General features: G+C 72.4%; 16 protein-coding genes. 4 read left to right on the top strand and 12 right to left on the bottom strand.

The genetic code is table 11. From position 1 onward, the window contains the following. Positions 1–133: 133 nt before the first annotated feature. Positions 134–4,003 (bottom strand): endo-alpha-N-acetylgalactosaminidase family protein, encoded by a 3,870-nt coding sequence (locus tag ACFW22_RS03060; protein WP_386398010.1) that lies wholly within the window; start codon positions 4,001–4,003, stop codon positions 134–136. Between the two features lie 274 nt (positions 4,004–4,277). On the opposite strand from ACFW22_RS03060, the gene ACFW22_RS03055 reads away from it, so the two are divergent. Continuing rightward, positions 4,278–4,889 (top strand): YceI family protein, encoded by a 612-nt coding sequence (locus ACFW22_RS03055; RefSeq protein ID WP_386398007.1) that lies wholly within the window; start codon positions 4,278–4,280, stop codon positions 4,887–4,889. A gap of 249 nt (positions 4,890–5,138) precedes the next feature. Then, entirely contained in the window at positions 5,139–6,242 is a 1,104-nt protein-coding gene (gene dnaN, locus ACFW22_RS03050; RefSeq protein WP_386398004.1) for a DNA polymerase III subunit beta, read from the top strand. A 74-nt stretch (positions 6,243–6,316) separates the two neighbouring features. On the opposite strand, the gene ACFW22_RS03045 is transcribed toward dnaN, so the two are convergent. The 7 genes from ACFW22_RS03045 to ureA all read right to left on the bottom strand — a co-directional run bounded on the left by ACFW22_RS03045 (position 6,317) and on the right by ureA (position 15,079). Continuing rightward, a complete protein-coding gene (locus ACFW22_RS03045) occupies positions 6,317–7,669 on the bottom strand; it encodes a hypothetical protein (protein WP_386398001.1) in 1,353 nt (450 codons plus the stop codon). Positions 7,670–7,722: 53 nt separating this feature from the next. Next, on the bottom strand, positions 7,723–9,339 hold the full coding sequence (cimA, locus tag ACFW22_RS03040; RefSeq protein WP_386397999.1) for a citramalate synthase: 1,617 nt from the start codon (positions 9,337–9,339) through the stop codon (positions 7,723–7,725). 281 nt (positions 9,340–9,620) lie between these two features. Beyond that, on the bottom strand, positions 9,621–10,949 hold the full coding sequence (locus ACFW22_RS03035) for an MFS transporter (protein ID WP_386397996.1): 1,329 nt from the start codon (positions 10,947–10,949) through the stop codon (positions 9,621–9,623). Between the two features lie 73 nt (positions 10,950–11,022). Continuing rightward, on the bottom strand, positions 11,023–11,568 hold the full coding sequence (locus ACFW22_RS03030) for a TetR/AcrR family transcriptional regulator (protein ID WP_386398029.1): 546 nt from the start codon (positions 11,566–11,568) through the stop codon (positions 11,023–11,025). A 115-nt stretch (positions 11,569–11,683) separates the two neighbouring features. Further along, a complete protein-coding gene (locus ACFW22_RS03025) occupies positions 11,684–12,700 on the bottom strand; it encodes an agmatine/peptidylarginine deiminase (RefSeq protein ID WP_386397994.1) in 1,017 nt (338 codons plus the stop codon). Between the two features lie 10 nt (positions 12,701–12,710). After that, on the bottom strand, positions 12,711–14,393 hold the full coding sequence (locus ACFW22_RS03020; protein ID WP_386397990.1) for an urease subunit alpha: 1,683 nt from the start codon (positions 14,391–14,393) through the stop codon (positions 12,711–12,713). Beyond that, entirely contained in the window at positions 14,393–15,079 is a 687-nt protein-coding gene (gene ureA / locus ACFW22_RS03015; protein ID WP_384876484.1) for an urease subunit gamma, read from the bottom strand. Before ureA ends, ACFW22_RS03020 begins: the two co-directional genes overlap by 1 nt. A gap of 147 nt (positions 15,080–15,226) precedes the next feature. Here ureA and ACFW22_RS03010 point away from each other — a divergent pair, with 147 nt between their 5' ends. Then, the gene (locus tag ACFW22_RS03010) at positions 15,227–16,672 is read left to right on the top strand and encodes a cytosine permease (protein ID WP_386397984.1); all 1,446 of its coding nucleotides are present in this window, start codon (positions 15,227–15,229) and stop codon (positions 16,670–16,672) included. A gap of 138 nt (positions 16,673–16,810) precedes the next feature. Here ACFW22_RS03010 and ACFW22_RS03005 read toward each other — a convergent pair whose 3' ends face one another. The 4 genes from ACFW22_RS03005 to ACFW22_RS02990 all read right to left on the bottom strand — a co-directional run bounded on the left by ACFW22_RS03005 (position 16,811) and on the right by ACFW22_RS02990 (position 20,508). Further along, complete coding sequence (locus tag ACFW22_RS03005; RefSeq protein ID WP_386397982.1) at positions 16,811–17,899, bottom strand: branched-chain amino acid aminotransferase; 1,089 nt, start codon at positions 17,897–17,899, stop codon at positions 16,811–16,813. A 259-nt stretch (positions 17,900–18,158) separates the two neighbouring features. Continuing rightward, on the bottom strand, positions 18,159–19,199 hold the full coding sequence (locus ACFW22_RS03000; protein ID WP_386397979.1) for a 3-isopropylmalate dehydrogenase: 1,041 nt from the start codon (positions 19,197–19,199) through the stop codon (positions 18,159–18,161). Positions 19,200–19,276: 77 nt separating this feature from the next. Continuing rightward, entirely contained in the window at positions 19,277–19,408 is a 132-nt protein-coding gene (locus tag ACFW22_RS02995; RefSeq protein WP_384876491.1) for a hypothetical protein, read from the bottom strand. 182 nt (positions 19,409–19,590) lie between these two features. Further along, the gene (locus tag ACFW22_RS02990) at positions 19,591–20,508 is read right to left on the bottom strand and encodes a LysR family transcriptional regulator (protein WP_386397975.1); all 918 of its coding nucleotides are present in this window, start codon (positions 20,506–20,508) and stop codon (positions 19,591–19,593) included. Between the two features lie 103 nt (positions 20,509–20,611). On the opposite strand from ACFW22_RS02990, the gene ACFW22_RS02985 reads away from it, so the two are divergent. Beyond that, positions 20,612–21,616 carry a zinc-binding dehydrogenase gene (locus tag ACFW22_RS02985; protein WP_386397972.1) on the top strand — a complete coding sequence of 335 codons (1,005 nt, stop codon included), beginning with the start codon at positions 20,612–20,614 and terminating at the stop codon, positions 21,614–21,616. Positions 21,617–21,671: the final 55 nt, after the last annotated feature.

Raw genomic sequence — 21,671 nt, 5'->3', positions numbered from 1 at the left:
GGGCGCGCGCCCCCCCCCCCGCGCGGGGGGGGGGGGGGGGGGTGTGGCGCCCCCGCGCCCGCGGCGCCGGGCGGCGGCCCGGGGCCCGGGGCGGCGGCCCCCCCCCCCCGCTCAGGGGGGGGCGTCGACCGCGTCAGCCTCCGCAGTGGAAGCGGGCGCTCCCCCAGTCCGCGTGGTCGTTGCCGTTCCCGTCGCCCCCGTCGCCGACCACCAGGTCGACGTAGGAGGCTCCGGTGACGTCGGCGGTGAGCGACCAGGCCGGGTCCGCGGCCCTCAGGACCGGGGACTCCGCCTTCTCCGCCCCGTCCGCGAGCACGCTGAACCGGACGCTGCCGCGGGTGCTCTGGATGTCGTCCACCCCGACCTCCGCGGTGAACGAGGTGCACCGGCCGCCCAGGTAGTAGCGGATCTTGGCGGGAGCGTGGGTGCCCAAGCCCTTGGCGTACGACGCTCCGCCGATCCGCAGCGGAGTGCCGTCGCCGGCTCCGGTCTCGCCGTTGGAGAGGTCGCGCTCCACCGGCCCCCAGCCGTTGGTGGCCGAGGTCCAGTCGAGGTCGCTCGCCCAGCTGTCCGCGGTGGGCGGCGGCGGCAGGGTGCGGACGGTGGTGGTGGCGGTCAGCCTCCGCCCCTCTCCTCCGAGGCCGTACGTGACGGAGGCGTCCAGCCGGTACGGCTGGTAGGCGGCGTCCACCGGCGGCGTCACCTGCCAGGTGGCGGTGGCCTGCGCACCCGGCGCGACCGTGCCGAGCGCGACGGGGGCGGCCGGTTCGGCGGTCCAGCCCTCGGGGAGGGCGAGGAGGGCCCGGGCGTCGGTGACGTCCGCCGGCTCGTCGTTGGCGAAGGTGGCGGTGACCCGGTTCGCCCGGCCCGGCTCCAGGGTCTCGGGCGCGGTCACGGTGAGCGTGCCGCAGGCCGCGCGCTCGGCAGCCGGGCCGAGGTCGGTGACGGTGAAGCCGTCGAGGACGAAGTCGGCACCGTCCGGGGCGTCCCCGCGCTTGCGCAGGCCGGTCCAGGTGTCACCGCAACCGGCGGTGACGGTCTCGACGAAGTGCCCGGTGCTCCGCTGTTGGCCGATCGGGGTCCGCCGGGTCTCGACGGCCGGCCCGTTGCCGTGGGTGCGGTCGTAGCCGGTGACCCATTCGTAGGCGCCCGCGTGGCTGGACTGGTAGTCGTACTCGACGCGGTAGTCGTGCCCGTCCCGCATCGGAACGGTCCAGGGTGCGGTGCGGTAGACGAGCCCGCTGTTCTCGTCGTGCGACTTGAGGCTCTCGGCTCCGCCGATCACGTCGTCGATCGGCTTTCCGTTCCAGCCGCGCTGCGTGTACGGCGCGTGCAGCCGGGCGATGTGGGTGCGCGGGTCGGTGGTGCCACCGGCGTCTCCCTTGAGGAAGGGGCCCCATCCCTGGTCGACGGCCTCGAAGTCCTCGTACGCGATCGCCCCCGGCCGCGTCGCCGGGTCACGGGCGACGATCCGGACGTCGTCGACCCGGACGGTCGCCGAGCTGCCGCCCGCCGCCCGGATCCTCAGCGGGACGGAGCCGCCGTCGGGCGCGGTGAAGGTGACCTTGGCGCGCTGGAAGCGGGTGCCGTTCCAGTCGGACGCGGCGACCCGGTCCTGCAGGGGCGAGCGCTCGACGGTCACCGAGGAGCCGCCGGCGGTGAGGGTGGTGGGCCTGGTCCTGCCGGGTTCGACCTCGATCAGGGCGGAGGCGGTGTAGCGCCGGCCGGGCGTCAGACCGGTGATCCGGCCGCCGACCGCCGCGGTGGCGGTGCCGCTGAGCTTCGCGCTGTTGCGGCCCCGGTCGTCGGTGTCGCGGGTGACGGTGCCGGTCTTGGTCCAGGACCGGAGCTCCGCGTCGTTGAAGCCGGGGTCCTTGACCGGGGTGCCCCCTCCCCACTCCGGGGCGGTCTGCGCGGGGGCGCTGCCGGGGTAGAGCACGTAGGGCCGTCCGGCGACGGCGTCGAGGGTGATCCGGCCGCGGGACGGACGCACGGTGCCGGTCCTCACGCGCCCGTTGTCGGTGAGCTCGTAGACGGTGTACGCGCGCGTGCCCGAGGGGACGGACCAACTCGTCTTCCCGCCGTGCCGGTTGTAGTGGTAGAGCTTCGCCCCGCCGTCCCAGGGGAGCAGATAGCCGTCGCCGTCGAGGACCTTGCGGCCGTTTTCGTAGAAGGTGCGGCGGCCGTTCTCGACGGTGCCGCGGACGCCGCCGGTGAAGGTGATGTCGTTGCCGTTCCAGCGGGTGATCTGCTGGTGCTGGAGGTACTTGGCGGGCAGGTTGCGCTGCCAGACGTTGGCGGTGAAGGCGTTCCAGTCCGTCTCGCCGGTCCAGCCCTCGAAGTCGACGAGGGCGGTCTGGCCGAGGACCGGATGGTCGTTCCAGACGTCCTTCTCGCCGTTGCGGATGAAGCGGATGATCTGGGAGTTGAGTCCCTTGTTGGTGGCGCCGCCGTAGTCGAGGTCGTTGGCCCAGTGGGACCAGAGGGAGGCCCGCTCGAACTTGTCGGCCCATTCGGTGGCGACGTTCCAGCCCTGCGCCTGGACGGCCCGCACCGTCTCGTCGGCGATCCAGCCGTGGGTGTAGTAGACGTCGATGTAGAGCATCGACAGGTTGGGGTCGGTCTCGTCGCGGAGCTGCTGGAAGCGGCGGGCGAGGTCCCCGCTGTTGATGTCCCTGCGCTGGTCGATGGAGTAGCTCTGGTTGAGCCAGTTCCAGCCGGGCTTGGTCGTGTCGACGAGCGTCTCGCTGAAGTTCCGGGCCTCGGGGTACGCCTCGGTGGCGTTCACGTGGACGCCGAAGCCCGCGCCCCACTTCCGGCCCTCCTGGAGGAGGACGTTGAGGTCGGCGAGACCGCCGGCCCGCTCGTTGTAGTTGCCGCCGTAGTCGGGGTGGGCGGAGTCGTGGCCCTCGGAGGCGTACCCCTTGAGCAGCGCGAACTGGCCGAGCCCGTCCGTGGAGAGCGAGATCCGCTTGACGTCGTCGAGGGTGCGCAGGAAGGGATGGGTGGCTTGGGAGGCGAAGTTGAAGGGGATGTGGGTGATGACCCGGCGGGGCATCCCGTCGCTGCCGGGGGCCTTGATCCCGATGGTGCGGAAGGCGATGGCGCCGTCCTGCCAGTCGGTGGTGCCGTCGGCGTTGGCGTCGGGGGTGACGACGACCTTGGCCCAGGGCAGGTCGTCGCCGCTCGCGGGCTGCGGGGCGCCGGCACCCCGGTAGGTCCACTGGCCGGACCAGACGCCGACGCGGGTCTCCGTGCCGTTCTTGCGGGCCTGGTGCCAGAAGCGGGCGCCGTCACGGGCCGAGGCACCCGAGGGCTTGTCGTAGCTGGAGTTGGACTCGACGGCCGCGGCCAGTTGCCCGGTGTTGACGAGGGCGTAGCTGGCACCCACCGGGGCGGCATCGGCGGCGGTGGCCGCGGTGATCCGGTCGAAGGCGTCGGCGGTGCGGGTGGAATCCGGATCGAGGCGGGTGAAGGCGGTGGCGGCGCCGGCGTCCGAGGAACCGACGGACACCAGGTCGTGGCCGGGGATGTCGATCGTGCCGATCCGGAAGGCCTCGGTATCGCGGACGGCGGTCACCCGGAAGGTGGTGGTCCGGCCCTGGACGTCCAGCCGGGCGTCGATCTCGACGCCGGGCAGGTCGGGAAAGACGAGGGCGTACGCGGCGGAGGTGGCGGTCAGGACGGGGGCGCCCGCGGTCCGCACGGTGTGGGCGGTGCCGTTGAGCACGACCTGGGTGACCGGGGCCGTGCTTCCGAGGAGTCGGGCGCCGCTGGCACGGTCGGTGTACGACAGGACGCGGGGGAAGTCCTCGGCGACGGCCACCGAGAGCCGGCCGGATTCGATGACGGTGCCGGTGACCGTGGCAGTGGCGGCGGAGGTGGCGGCCGTGCGGGGTGTCGGCGCTTGGGCGAGGGCCGGCCCGGACAGGGCGAGCGCGCTGGCGGTCGCGACCGCGAGGGCGCAGGCCGTGCGGACCCTTCGGGAGTGAGGGAGGGACATGCGCACTAGTTGGCCCCGCACCGGAAGCACCGTCAACGAGATCGCACCGCACCGGCCGTGCCAGTCCAAGAACCCCCTTCGGTTAGTCCAAGTGTCCTTCGGGGGGATGGCGTTGGGCCAGCACGGGCGGCATGTGAAGCGGGGAGGGGGCGTCGCGGGGTCCTGCGCGTCCGGGTGGGTGCGGGATCCCCTCCCATAGATGTTGAACATTGAACGGAATAGGGTTACAGTCATTCTCGTTGAAGGTTCAACAAACACCGACAAGGAGCATGTCATGGGTTTCTTCGGCCGCAAGAACAACGAGTCCGCCGTCGCCACCGCCACCCTTCCGGTCGACCCGGCCCTGGCCGCCCTGACCGGCGACTACACCATCGACCCCGCGCACAGCAGCATCGGCTTCACCGTCCGTCACGCCATGGTGACCAACGTCCGCGGCACCTTCGCCGAGCACGAGGGCGCACTGAAGCTCGACGGCTCGAACCCCGGTGCCTCCACCGCCTCCATCGACGTCAAGATCGCCTCCATCGACACCGGCATCGGCGACCGCGACGGCCACCTGCGCAGCGGGGACTTCTTCGACGCCGAGCAGTTCCCGCTGATGAGCTTCCGCTCCACGGGCGCCGAACAGCTCGGCGGCGACACGTACCGGATCACCGGCGACCTCACCATCAAGGACGTCACCAAGCCGCTCTCCATCGACCTGGAGTTCAACGGCAGCGCCACCGACGTCTACGGCAACGAGCGCGTCGGCTTCGAGGGCTCCGCCGAGATCCTGCGCTCCGCGTGGGGGCTGACCTGGAACGCAGCCCTGGAGACCGGTGGCGTGATGGTCAGCGACAAGGTGAAGCTGAACTTCGACATCTCCGCGATCAAGAACGCCGCCTGACCCCCTCCGGCCGCCCACCCCCTCCGGCCACCGGACACACGAGCGCGCCCGCCCTCCGCGACCACGGAAGGCGGGCGCTCGGCGTCGTGGGCACCCGCCCTCCGTGCCGCCCCTCGACGTCGGCCGGGGCAGGCCGGTCGCCCCCGGGCCCGCCGGGTCCGGACGTGACGCCGAAGCGGCGGCGGGTGCGGCCGGGTGCGGGGTCGCCGGTCAACTCGGCTGTCAGTGGGGGCCACTAGCGTCGCCCCCATGGAATTGCGTATCGACAGCGCCGTGTTGACCGACGCCGTGGCCTGGGCCGCACGGGTCCTGCCGGCTCGTTCTCCGATGCCCGTCCTCGGCGGCCTGCTCCTGGAGGCGACGGACGGCGGGCTGCGCGTCTCGGGGCTCGACCACGAGGCCTCGGCCCGCATCGAGGTCGAGGCCGACACGGTCGTCGAGGGCCGGGCGCTGGTCCTCGGCCGGCGACTCCTCGACATCTGCAAGGTGCTCCCCCGGGGCCGCACCGGACTCGCCGTGGAGGGCACCCGCCTCTCGGTGGCCTCCGGTGACGCGCACTTCGGTCTCTCCCTGCTGCCCCTCGACGACTACCCCGCCGCGCCCGAGATGCCCGGGGTCGTCGGCCTGGTGGACGGGGACGCCTTCGCCACCGCGGTCGGCCAGGTCGCCGTGGCGGCGGGCCGGGACGACTCGCTGCCCGTCCTCACCGGGACGAGGCTCGCCCTGGACGGCACCACGATGACGCTGGCCGCCACCGACCGCTACCGGTACGCGGTCCGCACCCTGACCTGGAAGCCCGAGGTCGACGGGGCCACGGGGGTCGTCGACGTGGTCGTCCCGACCCGCCGCCTCACCGAAATGGCCCGTTCCCTCGCCGGGGCCGGCACGGCACGCCTCGCCCTGGGCGCGGGTTCCCTCGGCTTCGAGGGCGCCGGCACCCGCACCACGACCCGGCTGCTCGACGGACGACTGCCCCGCCACGACAAGCTCTTCGCCCTCGGCGGCCCCTCCCTCGCGGTCACCGAGCGGGCCCCGCTGGCGGAGGCCGTCAAGCGGGTCGCGGTCGTGGCAGAGGGCGACGGTCCGGTCCGGTTGGCCTTCTCCCCCACGGGCCTCCACCTCCGCGCGGGCCACGAGGACGACGTGGCCTCCCAGCTCCTCCCCGCCTCCCTCACCGGTGCCGAGTCGCTGACCGTCGCCTTCAACCCGGGCTACCTCCTGGACGCGCTGGGCTCGCTGGACGCGCCCGAAGTCCACTTCCACCTCCTGGGCCCCGGTCAGCGCGCCCTGCTGACGGACGGCCCGGACGCCACCCACCGCCATCTGCTGATGTCGGTGAAGCCCTCGCCCTGAGCGGGGCGGCCGGCCCTCTGCCGCCCGGTCCCCGAAGCGCTCCCCGTGCGGGGCACCGGGGCCAGCGGCACCCCTCAGAAGCCCCCGCCGTCGAACCCGCCGCCGCCACCGAAGTCCCCGCCGCCGAATCCGCCGCCGAAGTCGTTCGACCCGAAGCCGGACGGGTCGAATTCGGCACCGGAGAAGTCGCCGCCCTGGAAGCCCTCGAAGTCGGTGCCGCCGTATTCGGAGGCGTAGGCGGGACTGGAGAGCACGGAGCCGAGCATGGTGCCCATGAGGAGGCCGGGAAGCATCCCGCCGCCGAAGTAACCGCCGGCCCAGGGGCCGTAGGCGGGGCCCGCCTCCCAGTAGGGGCGGCGCCCTGCGTCCGTGTCGACGGTGCGGGCCACGGGGTCGAGGCCGTCGTCCAGACGGGCCGCGTCGGCGGCGCAGACGGGGACCTCGCGGGGGGCACCGCCGCTCGGGGTCCAGGTCCGGTCGTCGACGGCGGGGCCGTGGCGGGGGTCGAAGAAGCACGGGGGCCGGCGCTCCGGAAGCGCTCGGGACTCCCGGCGGGCGGCGAGGACGGCGAGCGAGAAGCGCCCGTCCTCCAGGGCGCGGGTGACCTCGCGGACCTCGTGCGGGCGGGTCACCGCCCCCATGAGGGACTTGGACCGGTCGTACGAGTCGAGGGCGCGTTCGTAGTCGCCGCGCATGGCATCGTCGGCGCCGGCCTCGGCCGGGTGGAAGTCCAGGCGCTCCAGCTCTTCGCCGAAGGCGGTGATGTCCTCGTCCACGACCACCCGGAGCCGGTCGAGGGCGGCGCGCTCCTCGGCCTCCTTGCGGAGCCGGTTGCGCCGCACCACCGCGTAGGCCCCGGCGCCGCTGACGGCGAGGACCGACCCGAGGGTCACGAGCGCGGCGACGGGGACCCCGGAGTCCGCACCCGCGGAGCCCCAGGAGGCGGGGGCGGAACCCCGGAGGGTGGGCAGGGCCTGATCGGCGAAGTTGTTCAGTTCGGTGGCGGCGTCGACGCCCGGCTGGCGCACGGCGGTGACGAGGTTCTGCACGGCCTGCTCGGACATCACCGAGGGGTCGGCGCCCGCGTTGAACCCGTCGCCCAGGCGGATCGCGTACAGGCCGGTGATGCCGGTCTGGGTCCGCAGGTTCTGCAGCAGCCCTTCCGGCGGGAACTGCTCGTCCGCCGGCAGCACCGCCATGAAGAGCGGTTTGTCCGCATCCTTGATCTTCTGCGCGAGCGCGTCCGCGTCGGCCCGGGAGAGTTGATCGGCGGCGCCGGGGTCGACGTAGACCGGGCCCTGTTTGAGGGCGGCGGCCACGTCGGGGAGGCTCGTGGCCCTGGCGACCGCGAGGGGCGCCAGGGCCAGGAGCAGGAGGAGCACCAGCCCGCCGAGGGCCGACCCCCTGGACATCACCCTGGTCCTCATGAGGTGAAGCTACCCACATCGAGGTAAAAGACGCGTAATCGGACGATCTGGGGTCACTCTGCGGGGTCCACCCCGGCCCGCAGCAGACCGTAGGTGAAGGCGTCCTCCAGGGCCTGCCAGGACGCCGCGATGACGTTCTCGGCGACGCCGACCGTGGACCACTCGCCGTTGCCGTCGCTCGTGGTGACCAGGACGCGGGTCGTGGACTCGGTCCCGTGGCGCCCCTCCAGGATGCGGACCTTGTAGTCGACCAGCTCGAACTTGGCGAGCTGCGGGTAGATCCGCTCCAGCGCCACCCGCATCGCCCGGTCCAGGGCGTTGACCGGACCGTTGCCCTCCGCCGTGGCGACGATCCGCTCGCCCTTGGCCCACAGCTTGACGGTGGCCTCGTTGGCGTGGGTGCCGTCCGGGCGGTCCTCGACGATCGCGCGCCAGGACTCCGTGCGGAAGTAACGGCGGGCCCGCCCCTCGGCCTCCTCGCGGAGCAACAGCTCGAAGGAGGCGTCCGCGGCCTCGTAGGTGTAGCCCTTGAGCTCGCGCTCCTTGACCCGTTCCACCACCCGGCCGATGAGTTCCCGGTCGTCGCCCAGGTCGACGCCGAGCTCCTTGCCCTTGAGCTCGATGGAGGCACGGCCGGCCATGTCGGAGACGAGCATCCGCATGGTGTTGCCGACCAGCTCGGGATCGATGTGCTGGTAGAGGTCGGGGTCGACCTTGATCGCGGAGGCGTGCAGACCGGCCTTGTGGGCGAAGGCGGAGACGCCGACGTACGGCTGGTGGGTGGAGGGGGTCAGGTTGACGACCTCGGCGATCGCGTGGGAGATCCGGGTCATCTCCGCGAGGGCGCCCTCGGGCAGCACCTTCTTGCCGTACTTGAGTTCGAGGGCCGCGACGACGGGGAAGAGGTTGGCGTTGCCGACCCGCTCTCCGTAGCCGTTGGCGGTGCACTGGACGTGGGTGGCGCCCGCGTCGACGGCGGCGAGGGTGTTGGCGACGGCACAGCCCGTGTCGTCCTGGGCGTGGATGCCGAGGCGGGCGCCGGTGTCGGCGATGACGGTCGAGACGACCGCCTGAACCTGGGCCGGAAGCATGCCGCCGTTGGTGTCGCAGAGGATGACGACGTCGGCCCCGGCCTCGTGCGCGGCGCGGACCACCGCCTTGGCGTAGTCCGGGTTCGCCTTGTAGCCGTCGAAGAAGTGCTCGCAGTCGACGAAGACCCGGCGCCCCTGGGAGGTCAGGTGGGAGACGGTGTCCCGGACCATCTCCAGGTTCTCGTCGAGGGTGGTCCGCAGGGCGAGTTCCACGTGCCGGTCGTGCGACTTGGCGACGAGCGTGATCACCGGGGCACCGGAGTCGAGGAGGGCCTTGACCTGCGGGTCCTCGGCGGCCTTGCCGCCCGCCCGACGGGTGGCGCCGAAGGCGACGAGTTGCGCGTTCTTGAACGCGATCTCCTGCCGGGCGCGGGCGAAGAACTCCGTGTCGCGCGGGTTGGCGCCGGGCCAGCCGCCCTCGATGAAGCCCACGCCGAACTCGTCGAGGTGCCGGGCGATGGTCAGCTTGTCCGCGACGGTGAGGTTGATGCCTTCACGCTGCGCCCCGTCGCGCAGCGTCGTGTCGAAGACGTGGAAGCTGTCGTCGGGGCGGGGGCCCTCGGCGTTCTCCGTGGTCATGGCTGTGATGACTCCTGTCGGATGTGGGTCCGGAAGGTATGGATCCACTTGCCCCCATTCTCACGCGCCGTCCGCTTCCGGCGCGGGTGGGGCCGGAAAACGAAAAAACCCCTCGCGGGTGCGAGAGGTCTGCGCGCGGGTCTGGGGCACGGCGTCCACTGCCGCGGGGTTGTTCCGCGGATCAGTGGCCACTGCGGACCGGCGCGCTGCTGCCGATAATCATCGTGGTAGCGAGCACGCCGGAAGTCTGTCACAGGTCGGACGCGACCGGGACGACGGTCTCACGATACGGGCAGACGGTCTCGCCCCCGGCCGACCGGATCGCGGCCCGGGACGCCCACCCGGGACAGGTCGGCGTCCCGGGTCTCCCGCATCGCGAGGTAGACGACCAGGGATACGGCGGAGCAACCCGCCACGTACCAGAAGAATCCCGACTCGACCCCGGCGTCCTTGAACCAGAGGGCCACGTACTCGGCGGTGCCGCCGAAGAGGGCGTTGGCGATCGCGTACGGGAGGGCCACGCCGAGGGCGCGGACGCCGGTCGGGAAGAGCTCGGCCTTCACGCAGGCGTTGATCGAGGTGTAGCCGGTGACGACGACGAGGGCGAGGAGGGAGAGGCCGAGGGCCGGCCAGAAGGAGCCCGCGTGCCGCAGCATCGTCATGATCGGCACGGTGAGGAGGGTCGAGCCGGCCCCGAAGGCCACGAGGAGCGGACGGCGGCCGATCCGGTCGGAGAGCCGGCCGGCGAGCGGCTGGAGGCAGGCGAAGACGGCCAGGGCGCAGAAGGAGACCAGGGTCGCGGTCTGCTTCGGGAGCCCGGCGGAGTTCGCGAGGTACCTGGTGAGGTAGGTGGTGTACGTGTAGTACGCCACGGTCCCGCCCATGGTGAGCGCGACGACGAGGAAGGCCTCCCGCCGGTGCGCCCACAGCTCCCGGAGGGTGCCCCGTCGACCGGGAGCGACGCCGTGCCCGGTGGCCTCCTCGTACACCTCGGTCTCCAGCATGGTGCGGCGCAGGTGGAAGACGACGGCGGCGCCGAGGGCTCCGACCGCGAACGGGACGCGCCAGCCCCAGGAGTGCAGGGCCCCGTCGGACAGGATGTGCTGCAGGGCCAGCAGCAGGCCGAGCCCGAAGAGCTGGCCGACGGTCATCGACACGTACTGGAAGCTGGACGCGAAGCCCCGGTGGCGCGGCGCGGACGCCTCGGTGAGGTAGGTCGCACTGGCCGCGTACTCGCCGCCGACGGAGAGGCCCTGGAGGAGGCGGGCGACCAGGAGGACGGCGGCGCCGCCGTAGCCCGCGACGGCGTAGGTCGGCGCGGCGGCGATCAGGACGGCGGAGGCCGACATCAGGGTGACGGTCAGGGTGAGCGCCGTCTTGCGCCCCTTCCGGTCGCCGACCCGGCCGAGGAGCCAACCGCCGACGGGGCGCATGAAGAAGCCGACGGCGAAGATGCCGGCGGTGTTCATGAGCTTGGCGGTTTCGTTTCCCTCGGGGAAGAAGGCGCCCGCGAAGTAGGGGGCGAAGCTGGCGTAGACGAACCAGTCGAACCACTCGACCGCATTGCCCGCGGAGCCGGCCCAGATCTTCTTCCCGTGCTCTCGTCCCATGGGCAGGACGGTGCCGGACCGCTTCCGCGGGCCACAAGGCCGTGCCGGCAACGATCGGGAGTACTTGCGTGCCTTATGGTCGCGAGAGCAGCGTTTCGGCGATGAACTCGCCCACGTGGTCGAGGACTTGGTCCCTTCCGGTGCCCGGGATGCCGACGGCGACGTGCACGCTGAAACCGTCGAGCAGCGCGCGCATCCGGGTGGCGAAGCGGTCGGGGTCGACCGCCCGGAACTCCCCCCGGGACACCCCTTCGGCGAGGATCGCGACGAGGTCCCGGTGCCAGGCCCCTTCGATGGCGGCCTGCCGGGCGCGGGCGTCGCCGTCGGCGTTCTGGGACCGGTTCCAGACCTCCAGCCAGAGCGTCCAGTGCGGATCGCGGGGCCCTCGGGGCACGTACACGTCGACGTAGCCGTCGAGCCGGTCCCGCGCCGTCCCGGGACGGGACAGCAGGGCGCTCCGCTCGGCACCGAGTCGCCCCTCGCTCCACTCCAGGGTCTGCAGCAGCAGCTCGTCCTTGGTGCGGAAGTAGTACAGCAGGTGCCCGCTGCTCATCCCCACCTGCCGGCCCAGGCCGGCCATGGTGAGCCCGTCGAGCCCGCGCTCGGCGATGGTGTCCATGGCCGCGGCGAGCACGTCCTCCCGGGGCGGGGCGGCCTGGTGGCGACGGCGGGGGTGGGACCGCGGGCTGCTGCTCTGACTCACCCGTATGTTCTACCCCACCCCGCCGTCGCGCTCAGACCCGCGGCTGCTGCTGCGTGATGCAGTGGATGCCGCCGCCGCCCGCGAAGATCGTGCGGGCGTCGACCAGGACGACCTCGCGCTCCGGGAAGAGGCGGCGGAAGATCTCGGCGGCCAGCTCGTCGTGGGGGTCGTCGAAGGCGCACAGGACGACGCCGCCGTTGCACAGGTAGTGGTTGATGTACGAGTAGTCGACCCAGTCGCCCTCCTCGTCCTTGAGCACGGTCGGCGCCGGGACCTCGACGACCTCCAGCGGCCGGCCCTGGGCATCGGTCTGGCCGCGCAGGATGTTCACGTACATCCGGGAGCGCTCGTAGTCGGGGTGGGTCGGGTCCTGCTGGCTGTGGACCAGGACGGTGCCGGGACGGGCGAAGGCGGCGACGATGTCGACGTGGCCCTGGGTGCCGTAGAGGCCGTAGTCACCGGCGAGGCCGTGCGGGAGCCAGATCGCCTTGGTCGTGCCGAGCCGGGCGTGGACCTCCTCCTCGACCTGCTCGCGCGTCCACTCGGGGTTGCGGCCGGCACCGAGCTGGACGGTGTCGGTCAACAGCACCGTGCCCTCGCCGTCGACGTGGATCGCACCTCCCTCGTTCACCAGCGGGGAGGACAGCACGGGGACCCCCGCGACGTCCGCGACGTGCCGGGCGATCTTGGAGTCGTGCTCCCAGCGGGCCCAGTCCTGGGCGCCCCAGCCGTTGAAGACCCAGTCCACCGCGGCGAGTTCGGTGCCGTCCGTGACGAAGGTCGGCCCGATGTCCCGCATCCAGGCGTCGTCGAGCTCGCGCTCCACGAGGTCGACGTCGGCGCCGAGGAGTTCCCGGGCCGACGCGGCGTCGCCGGGGGCGACGACCATCGTCACGGGCTCGAAGCGCCGGACGGCACGGGCCACCGCCGCCCAGGCCGCACGGGCCCCGGTGAGCTCCTCCTCGTCGGTGAAGGTGGGGTTGGGGCTGGGCCAGGCCATCCAGGTGCGCTCGTGCGGCGTCCATTCGGCGGGCATGCGGAAGGTCATGGGTCACGTCCTAGAGGAAGTAGAGGCGGTTGAGGGAGATGGACTCGGCCGCCTCGGAGCGGATCGGGGAACCGTCGAGCGAGACGAGGCCCGTCCGGCCGTCGACCTGCACGTCACCGACGCGGGAGTTGAGCCGCAGGTCGGCGGGGCCGATGCCGCGCGTGCCGCGCACCGCGACCCGGCGGCGACGGGTCGGCATGGCGTCGGATCCGAGGTCGACGGCGGCCTGGGCGACGAAGGCGACGGAGATGTCGGCGGCCGTGGCCCCGTGGGCACCGAACTGCGGCCCGAGGACGAGCGGCTCGCAGGTGTCGGTGGCGGCGTTCGGATCGCCCACGACCCCGTACGCGGGGAAGCCGGACTTCAGCACCAGTTGCGGCTTGGCACCGAAGAACTCCGGCCGCCACAGCACGACGTCGGCGAGCTTCCCGACCTCGATCGAACCGATCTCGTGGGCGAGGCCGTGGGCGATCGCCGGGTTGATGGTGAGCTTGGCCATGTAGCGCAGGACGCGCGCGTTGTCGTCGTGCGCGCCGTCGCCCTCCAGCGGGCCCAGTTCGGCCTTCATCTTCCCGGCCATGGCGAAGGTCCGGCGTACGGTCTCGCCGGCCCTCCCCATCCCCTGCGCGTCGGAGGAGGTGATCCCGATCGCACCGAGGTCGTGCAGGACGTCCTCCGCGCCCATCGTCCCGGCCCGGATCCGGTCGCGCGCCATCGCCGCGTCACCGGGCAGGTCGGTCTTCAGGTCGTGGACGGAGACGATCATCCCGTAGTGCTCGGCGACCGCGTCGCGGCCGAAGGGCAGGGTCGGGTTGGTGGAGGAGCCGATGACGTTCGGCACGCCCGCCATCTTCAGGACGTTGGGGACGTGTCCGCCGCCGCAGCCCTCGATGTGGAAGGCGTGGATCGTACGGCCCTCCAGGACGCGGAGGGTGTCCTCCACGGAGAGGCACTCGTTCAGGCCGTCGCTGTGCAGCGCCACCTGGACGTCGTGCTCCTCGGCCACCCTGAGGGCCGTGTCCAGGGCACGGGTGTGGGCGCCCATGTCCTCGTGGACCTTAAAGCCGGACGCGCCGCCCTCGGCGAGCGCCTCGACGAGGGGGGCCGGGTCCGAGGACGAACCCCGGGCGAGGAAGCCGATGTTGACCGGCCATGCGTCGAAGGCGTTGAAGGCGTGCTTGAGGGCCCAGGGCGAGTTGACGCCCACGCCCCACACCGGGCCGAACTCCTGGCCGATGACCGTGGTGACGCCGCTCGCGAGCGAGGCCTCCATGATCCGGGGGGAGAGCAGGTGGACGTGGGTGTCGACGGCTCCCGCGGTGGCGATGAGGCCCTCGCCGGAGACGATGGAGGTGCCGGTGCCGACGACCACGTCGACGCCGTCGAGGGTGTCGGGGTTGCCGGCGCGCCCGATGGCGTGGATGCGGCCCTCGCGGATGCCGATGGAGACCTTGCGGATGCCCTGCACGGCGTCGATCACCAGGACGTTGCTGATGACGACGTCACAGGTCTCGCGGACGGCGGCGGCCTTGAGGTGGAGCCCGTCGCGGGCGGTCTTGCCGAAGCCCGCGAGGAACTCGTCGCCGGGCTTCTGCGAGTCCGACTCGACCCGGACGACGAGCCCGGAGTCGCCCAGGACGACGCGGTCGCCGGCGCGGGGGCCGTGCACGGAGGCGTACTCGTAGGGGTCCATCAGTCGTCCTCGATTCCCAGGTAGCCGCACGCCCGCGCCCTGCGCAGGGCTTCTTCCTTCGCGCCGGGCGCGTCCAGCGGGCCGTCGACCAGGCCCGCGAAGCCGATGGCGACGCGGGCGCCGCCGATCGGCAGGAGTCCCACCTCGGCCTCGCCGCCCGGGTCGAAGCGGAAGGAGGCGCCGGCCGGGATGGCCAGGCGCATGCCGTAGGCGGCGGCACGGTCGAAATCGAGGCGCGGGTTCGCCTCGAAGAAGTGGAAGTGCGAGGTCACGCTGACGGGCACGGTGGCGGTGTTCCGCACGCTCAGCCGGACGGCGGGTTCCGGTTCGGGGTGCTCGGGTCCGGGCAGCAGTGCGCCCGGCGCCCCGTCCCCCAGGGCGCCTCCGCCGATCGGGTCGGAGACGACCGCGAGTCGCGAGCCGTCGTCGAAGACGGCTTCGACGTGGACCTCGGTGACCACGTCGGCGACGCCGGGCAGGACGTCGTCGGGGCCGAGGACGGAGCGGGCCGCCTCGATGGCCTCGGCGAGTCGCTTGCCGTCGCGGGCCGCCTCGCAGACGGTGTCCGCGATGAGTGCGGTCGCCTCGGGGACGTTGAGCCGCAGGCCGCGGGCCCGTCGGGCGCGGGCGAGCTCGGCGGCACCGAAGAGGAGCAGCCGGTCGCGTTCCGTGGGGGTCAGTCTCACTCCCCAAACACCTCCTGCAATTGCGACACGTTTGAGCGACACTCTAAATGTTAGGACGTGAGCTTCCAAGCATTGACGTCACCGACGGGCTTAGGTCACATTGAGCGCCGCTCTAAAAAGTTCCGCCAGCCCCTGCAGGGAGTCCTCATGCCGATAGAACAGCGCGGAGTCGACACCATCCCCGAGGCCGAACGCACCAGCGGCCCCCGCGACCTCATCTCGATCCTGCTCGGATCGAACCTGTGCCTGGGGGTGATCGTCTTCGGCTGGCTGCCGGTCTCCTTCGGCCTCGGTTTCTGGGCCTCGGTCACCTCCGTCGTCGCCGGCACCCTCGTCGGAGTCGCCGTCACCGCCCCGCTGGCGCTCATCTCGCTCCGCACCGCGACCAACCTCTCCACCTCCTCCGGAGCCTTCTTCGGCGTCCGCGGCCGACTCGTCGGCTCGGTGGTCGGTCTGCTGCTCTCCCTGGGCTACACCGCCCTGACCCTCTGGATCGGCGGCGACGTCATGGTGGGCACCCTGGCGCGCCTGGTCGGGCTGCCGACCGGCGACGCCGTCCACACGCTCGTCTACGCGTTCCTCGCCGCCTGCACCGTGGTGGGCGCGGTGTACGGCTACCGGCTGCTGCTCCGGCTCAGCAAGGCGCTCGCCCTCGGCATGACGGTGCTCCTCGCCATCGGTCTGATCGCCTACGCGGGGGACTTCACCACGGCGGCGGTGCCGGAGACCCCGTACCTGTTGGACTCCTTCTGGCCGACCTGGCTGCTCTCCGCCGTGGCCGCGGGCCTCAGCGGGCCGGTCGCCTTCATCACCCTGCTCGGCGACTACACCCGCTACGTCTCCCCGGAACGGCACGCCCCCCGGACCGTGTGGCGGGCCACCTGCCTGGGCCTGGTCGTGGGCCTGCTCGTCCCGCAGCTCTTCGGCACCTTCACCGCCCTGGCGGCCCGCGGCGGCCTCGACTACGCGGGCCCGCTCGTGGCCGCGTCCCCGGCCTGGTACCTCGTGCCGCTGCTGATCGCAGCCACCGCCGGCTCCGTCGGCAACGCCGGCCTGATGCTGTACTCCATGGGCCTGGACCTCGACGCGATCCTGCCGAAGGCCACCCGTGCGCGGGCCACCCTGGTGGTCGCCGCCGTGGCGACGGCCTTCGTCTTCCTCGGCCACTTCGCCTCGGACGCCCAGACGGCGATGACCTCGTTCGTCCTGCTGCTCACCGCGATCGGCACCCCGTGGGCGGTGATCACCCTGATCGGGCACGCACGCTGCCGGGGCAGTTACGACCCGGAGGCGCTCCAGGTCTTCAACAACCGTTCCCGCGGCGGGATCTACTGGTTCTCGGCGGGCTGGCACCCGCGCGCCACGGCCTCCTGGGCCATCGGCGCACTGGTCGGCCTGGCCGCGGTGTCGACCCCGCTCTACGAGGGGCCGCTGCTCGCCCTGACCGGCGGGATCGACTGCAGCTTCGTGCTCTCGGGCATCGTCGGCGGCGCGCTGTACGCCGCCCTGACGCCGAGCGGCGCCGGCGCGGCGGCGGCGCCGGCCGCGGAGCCCGTGGCCGCGGCGGAGGTGCAGACCCCGGCCCGGAGCTGAACGCCCCTCCCCGGGCCGCGGCCGGCCCCGGACACGGGGAAGGGGCCTCCCGGAAGCCCGGGTCGCGAACCGACCCGGATCCAGCAGGCCCCGTTGCCTCCGCCTCCGCCGGTACCGAACGGCGGAGGCACGCGGCTCCTAGCCCAGTTCGTGCATCCAGCCGTGGACGTCCTCGGCCTTGCCCGTCTGGATGGCGAGCAGCGCCTCGCGCAGCTTCATCGTGACCTCGCCGGGCTGGCCGCCCGACTGCTGCCACTCGCCCCGGGCCGACTTGACGGTGCCGACCGGGGTGATGACGGCCGCGGTGCCACAGGCGAAGACCTCGGTGAGGGTGCCGTTCTCGGTGTCGGCCTGCCACTGGTCGATGGAGACGCGGGCCTCCTCGGACTCGTAGCCGAGGTCCGCGGCGACCTTGAGGAGCGAGTCGCGGGTGATGCCCGCGAGCAGCGAACCGGTGAGGGTCGGCGTGACGATCTTGTTGCCGTAGACGAAGTACAGGTTCATGCCGCCGAGTTCCTCGACCCACTTGTGCTCGACCGCGTCGAGGTAGCAGACCTGGTCACAGCCCTTGGCCGCCGCCTCGGCCTGCGCGAGCAGGGAGGCCGCGTAGTTGCCGCCGGTCTTGGCGTCGCCCACGCCGCCGGGGACGGCGCGGACGCGGTCCTCGGAGGCCCAGATGGAGACCGGCTTGACGCCGCCGGGGAAGTACGGGCCGGCGGGCGAGGCGATGACGACGAAGAGGTACTCGTTGGCCGGGCGGACGCCGAGGCCGACCTCGGTGGCGATCATGAACGGGCGCAGGTAGAGCGAGTCCTCGCCGCCGTGCGCCGGAACCCACGCCTCGTCCTGCCGGACGAGGACGTCACAGGCCTCGACGAAGGTCTCGACCGGCAGCTCGGGCATGCCGAGGCGGTGGGCCGAGGCCTGGAAGCGGCGGCCGTTGGCGTCGGGGCGGAAGGTGGCGACCGATCCGTCGGGGCGACGGTAGGCCTTCAGGCCCTCGAAGATCTCCTGCGCGTAGTGCAGGACGTTCGTCGCCGGGTCCAGGGAGAGCGGACCGTAGGGCACGAGCTGGGCGTCGTGCCATCCCCGGCCCTCGGTCCACCGGATGGTGACCATGTGGTCGGTGAAGTGGCGGCCGAATCCCGGGTTGGCCAGGATCGCCTCGCGCTCCGCGGCGGACAGCGGGCTGGAGGAGGGCTTGAGCTCGATCGTGGGCGTCGTCATGAGTGCGTGTCCTTCACCGGTTGTGTGGAGAGGACCGCGCGCGTACGCCGACGTCGGAGACTGCCGTCCCCGACGAAGCGGCGTCCGGGCATGCCCGTGTGCCGCGGCCCCACGTTCGATTATCGCTCGCGGGGACCGGTGCGGGAAACGGGTGAGCGCGGTCCGGGATTCTGTGGAGTGCGTCCCGGGACCGCGTGGAGGACGGCCGCCGGGCGCTGGTGCGACCCGGCGGCTGCTGTCGTGTGTCAGTCGGCGCGGGTCAGCTCGCTACTCGCGCGGCGAGCGCGTCGCCGATCTGGTCCGTCGTGCGGGCCAGATCGCCGCGCTCGGTGAGGTCGGTCGCGACGGCCTCTTCGACCCGGGCGGCCTCGGCCTCGTAGCCGAGGTGACGGAGCAGGAGGGCGACGGAGAGGACGGTGGCCGTGGGGTCGGCCTTGCCCTGGCCCGCGATGTCCGGCGCGGAGCCGTGCACCGGCTCGAACATCGAGGGGAACGCGCCGCTCGGGTTGATGTTGCCGGAGGCGGCGACGCCGATGCCGCCCGAGACGGCCGCGGCGAGGTCGGTGATGATGTCGCCGAAGAGGTTGTCGGTGACGATCACGTCGAAGCGGGCCGGGTCCGTGACGAGGAAGATCGTCGCGGCGTCGACGTGCAGGTAGTCGGTGGTGACCTCGGGGTACTCGGCGGCCACCTTGGCGAAGGTGTTCGTCCAGAGGTGACCGGCGAAGGTCAGCACGTTGTTCTTGTGGACCAGCGTCAGCTTCTTGCGCGGACGGGCCTGGGCACGGGCGAAGGCGTCCCGGACCACGCGCTCGACGCCGAAGGCGGTGTTGACCGAGACCTCGGTGGCGACCTCGTGCGGGGTGCCGGTGCGGATGGTGCCGCCGTTGCCCGTGTACGGCCCCTCGGTGCCCTCGCGGACCACCACGAAGTCGATCGCGGGCTGCCCGGCGAGCGGAGTGGCGACACCGGGGAGGAGCTTCGAGGGACGCAGGTTGACGTGGTGGTCGAAGGCGAAGCGGAGCTTCAGCAGGAAGCCCCGCTCCAGGACGCCGGAGGGGACCGACGGGTCGCCGATGGCGCCCAACAGGATGGCGTCGTGCTTCTTGAGGGAGTCGAGGTCGGCGTCGGTGAGGGTCTCACCGGTGGCGTGGTAGCGCTTGGCGCCGAAGTCGTACTCCTGGGTCTCCAGCTTCACGTCCTGGGGAAGGACGGCCGCGAGGACCTTGAGGCCCTGGGCCACGACCTCCTGGCCGATGCCGTCGCCGGGGATGACTGCGAGATTGATGCTGTGAGACATGTCGGCACCCTACTCTTCGTCCCATCGTCTGACATGCTCCGTCCGCCATGTGGACGAAGCGCCATGTCGGGAACGGGTCAGCGGCCGGTGGAGCCGCCGTTGTCACGGCGGTCGAGGGCGCGCTGGAGGGCGGCGGCGGCGTTCTGGCGAGCCTCGTCGCTGGGACGGTGGGCGGAGTGGCGGACGCGGCGGGCGGTCTGAGAGGCCATGGGGGATCGACTCCTTGAGATCAGTGGTGATCCGGGCGTGCGGAGATCAGTGATGATCGAAGGTGCCGGAAGGGGCGGGGAGCGCCGTCGCAGGGGTTGCCTGCACGGGACGTTGCGCTCTCGACCGCCCTTCGCTCGATGGAGCGAGACGTTCGGCTTCTACAAAGCTAGGGCAGGCACCCTCATCTGTCTCCACAATTACTCGGACTTCCTACTATCTGAGACGGCGATCGGCCCGCCCGCCCCCGCAGCTCGCGGATGAGCGCCCGCACGGCACGGGATTTCGCCAGCTCAGGAGTGGTGACGTAGCCGACGGAGCGGGTCGGCCGCGCCGCCCCGAGATCGGTGACCTCCACCGAGGGCGGTGCTCCGACCAGGGACAGTTCCGGCATCACGGCCATCCCGAAACCGCTGCTCACCATCGAGAGCACCGCCCCGTCGTCCTCGGCCTCCACCGTCGCCGCCGGCAGCCACTCCTGGGCGGCCCACCACTCCCGGGTGTACGAGGTGCAGTTCTCCGCCCAGTCGACCAGCGGCAGCGAGCGCGGCGCCGGGTGTCCGGCCGGGTGGACGAGTGCGTACCCCTCGTCGAGGAGGACGCCTCCGACCAGTTCGGACGGAACCGGCGCACCGGCGCCGAGGGTCGCGATGCCGATGTCCGCCCGGCCGTCCAGGACTTCGCCCGCGGCGCCCGCCCCCACCTCCCGCACGATCCGGACCTCCGGCACCAGCCCCGGATGGCGGGACGTCAGGCGCTCCAGGGCGCCCGGCAGCAGATGGAGCGCCGCACTGCGGAAGGCGACGATCCGCAGCGGGCCCGCGACGGCTTCGCCCCCGGCGCCCCGCACCTCCACCCCCATCACCTCCAGCAGGCGCAGCACCCGCCGGGCGTGGGCCAGGGCCCGCTCGCCGGCAGCGGTGGGCACGGCGCCGTTCCGTCCGCGCTCGAAGAGGACGGCACCGAGCTTGCGCTCGCTCGTCCGCACCGAATGGGAGACGGCGGACTGGGTCATGCCGAGGGCGACGGCGGCGGCCGAGAAGCCGCCCGTGCGGCCGACGGCAACGAGGATCCGCAGTTCGCGCGGTGCGAGATCGGTCATGGAGCACTCCCCACCTGGGCACATGAGCAACTTTCATGGAACGGCCGGTTCCATGAAAGCAGGCCCCTGCCCGACCACCGGATTCCTCCCTACGGTCTGCGGCATGACGAACGACACCATGATCACCGTCCAGCAGACCGCCCGCCCCACCGGCTTCCCCACCCCGGCCCACTTCGCCTTCGTCGAGTCTCCGGTGCCCTCCCCGGAACCGGGCACCGCGCTCGTCGAGAACCTGCAGTGGTCCGTGGACCCGTACCACCGCGAGGCGATGGACGGCGACGAACTGTGGACCCTGAACTCCCCCATGGAGGGTCGCACCCTGGGGCGGGTGCTGGACTCCCGCGCCCCGGCGCTGCGCCCCGGGGACCTCGTGCTGCACCGCAAGGGCTGGCGCACCCACGCCCTGGTCGAACCGGGCGGGACGCGCCCGGTCCCGGACTTCGGCCCCGGGGTGCCGCTCGCCGCGCATCTGAGCCTGCTGGGCGGTACGGGCCTGTCGGCCTATGTGGGCCTGACCCGGATCGCACGACTCCAGCCCGGCGAGGACCTCTTCGTGTCGGCGGCCGCGGGCGGGGTGGGCACGGCGGCGGGGCGGCTGGCCCGCCTGCTCGGTGCGGGCCGACTGGTCGGCAGCGCGGGCTCGGCCGGCAAGGTGGCGCACCTGACGGAGCGGGTGGGCTTCGACGCGGCCTTCGACTACCACGAGGGGCCGGTGGCGGAGCTGCTGTCGAGGGCCGCACCGGAGGGGATCGACGCGGCCCTCGACGGGGTGGGCGGTGCGCACCTGGAGGCCGCGATCGCCTCGCTGCGCGAGCACGGCCGGATCGCCTGGGTCGGCGCGGTGGGCCAGTACCACTCGCCGTCCGCTCCCCCGCCGGCCCCGCGGAACCTCTTCGACCTGGTCGGCAAGAGCATCCGGCTCGAGGGCTTCCTGGTCCGCAACCACACGGACGCCCTGGAGGAGTTGTACGACCTCGCCGTCCCGCAACTGCGGAGCGGGGCGCTGCCGCTGGACGTGACGGTGGTGGAGGGCTTCGAGCACATCGTGGACGCCTTCCTGGGGATGCTGCGCGGGGAGAACCTCGGAAAGATGCTGGTAGCCGCCTGAACGCCCCCTGCGGACGATTCGCTCACCCCCGTCACTACCTAGATTGCTTTCCTAT

The organism is Streptomyces sp. NPDC058872 (assembly GCF_042743065.1).
In the GTDB taxonomy this organism is placed as follows: Bacteria; Actinomycetota; Actinomycetes; order Streptomycetales; family Streptomycetaceae; genus Streptomyces.
Note: the sequence above shows the minus strand (reverse complement) of the source record. Positions and strands in the feature narration are given on the sequence as shown.

Coding starts and splice junctions, on each gene's coding strand:
- ACFW22_RS03060 (WP_386398010.1), bottom strand. CDS start 4,003: ATGTCCCTCCCTCACTCCCGAAGGGTCCGCACGGCCTGCGCCCTCGCG.
- ACFW22_RS03055 (WP_386398007.1), top strand. CDS start 4,278: ATGGGTTTCTTCGGCCGCAAGAACAACGAGTCCGCCGTCGCCACCGCC.
- dnaN (WP_386398004.1), top strand. CDS start 5,139: ATGGAATTGCGTATCGACAGCGCCGTGTTGACCGACGCCGTGGCCTGG.
- ACFW22_RS03045 (WP_386398001.1), bottom strand. CDS start 7,669: ATGAGGACCAGGGTGATGTCCAGGGGGTCGGCCCTCGGCGGGCTGGTG.
- cimA (WP_386397999.1), bottom strand. CDS start 9,339: ATGACCACGGAGAACGCCGAGGGCCCCCGCCCCGACGACAGCTTCCAC.
- ACFW22_RS03035 (WP_386397996.1), bottom strand. CDS start 10,949: ATGGGACGAGAGCACGGGAAGAAGATCTGGGCCGGCTCCGCGGGCAAT.
- ACFW22_RS03030 (WP_386398029.1), bottom strand. CDS start 11,568: ATGGACACCATCGCCGAGCGCGGGCTCGACGGGCTCACCATGGCCGGC.
- ACFW22_RS03025 (WP_386397994.1), bottom strand. CDS start 12,700: ATGACCTTCCGCATGCCCGCCGAATGGACGCCGCACGAGCGCACCTGG.
- ACFW22_RS03020 (WP_386397990.1), bottom strand. CDS start 14,393: ATGGACCCCTACGAGTACGCCTCCGTGCACGGCCCCCGCGCCGGCGAC.
- ACFW22_RS03010 (WP_386397984.1), top strand. CDS start 15,227: ATGCCGATAGAACAGCGCGGAGTCGACACCATCCCCGAGGCCGAACGC.
- ACFW22_RS03005 (WP_386397982.1), bottom strand. CDS start 17,899: ATGACGACGCCCACGATCGAGCTCAAGCCCTCCTCCAGCCCGCTGTCC.
- ACFW22_RS03000 (WP_386397979.1), bottom strand. CDS start 19,199: ATGTCTCACAGCATCAATCTCGCAGTCATCCCCGGCGACGGCATCGGC.
- ACFW22_RS02995 (WP_384876491.1), bottom strand. CDS start 19,408: ATGGCCTCTCAGACCGCCCGCCGCGTCCGCCACTCCGCCCACCGTCCC.
- ACFW22_RS02990 (WP_386397975.1), bottom strand. CDS start 20,508: ATGACCGATCTCGCACCGCGCGAACTGCGGATCCTCGTTGCCGTCGGC.
- ACFW22_RS02985 (WP_386397972.1), top strand. CDS start 20,612: ATGACGAACGACACCATGATCACCGTCCAGCAGACCGCCCGCCCCACC.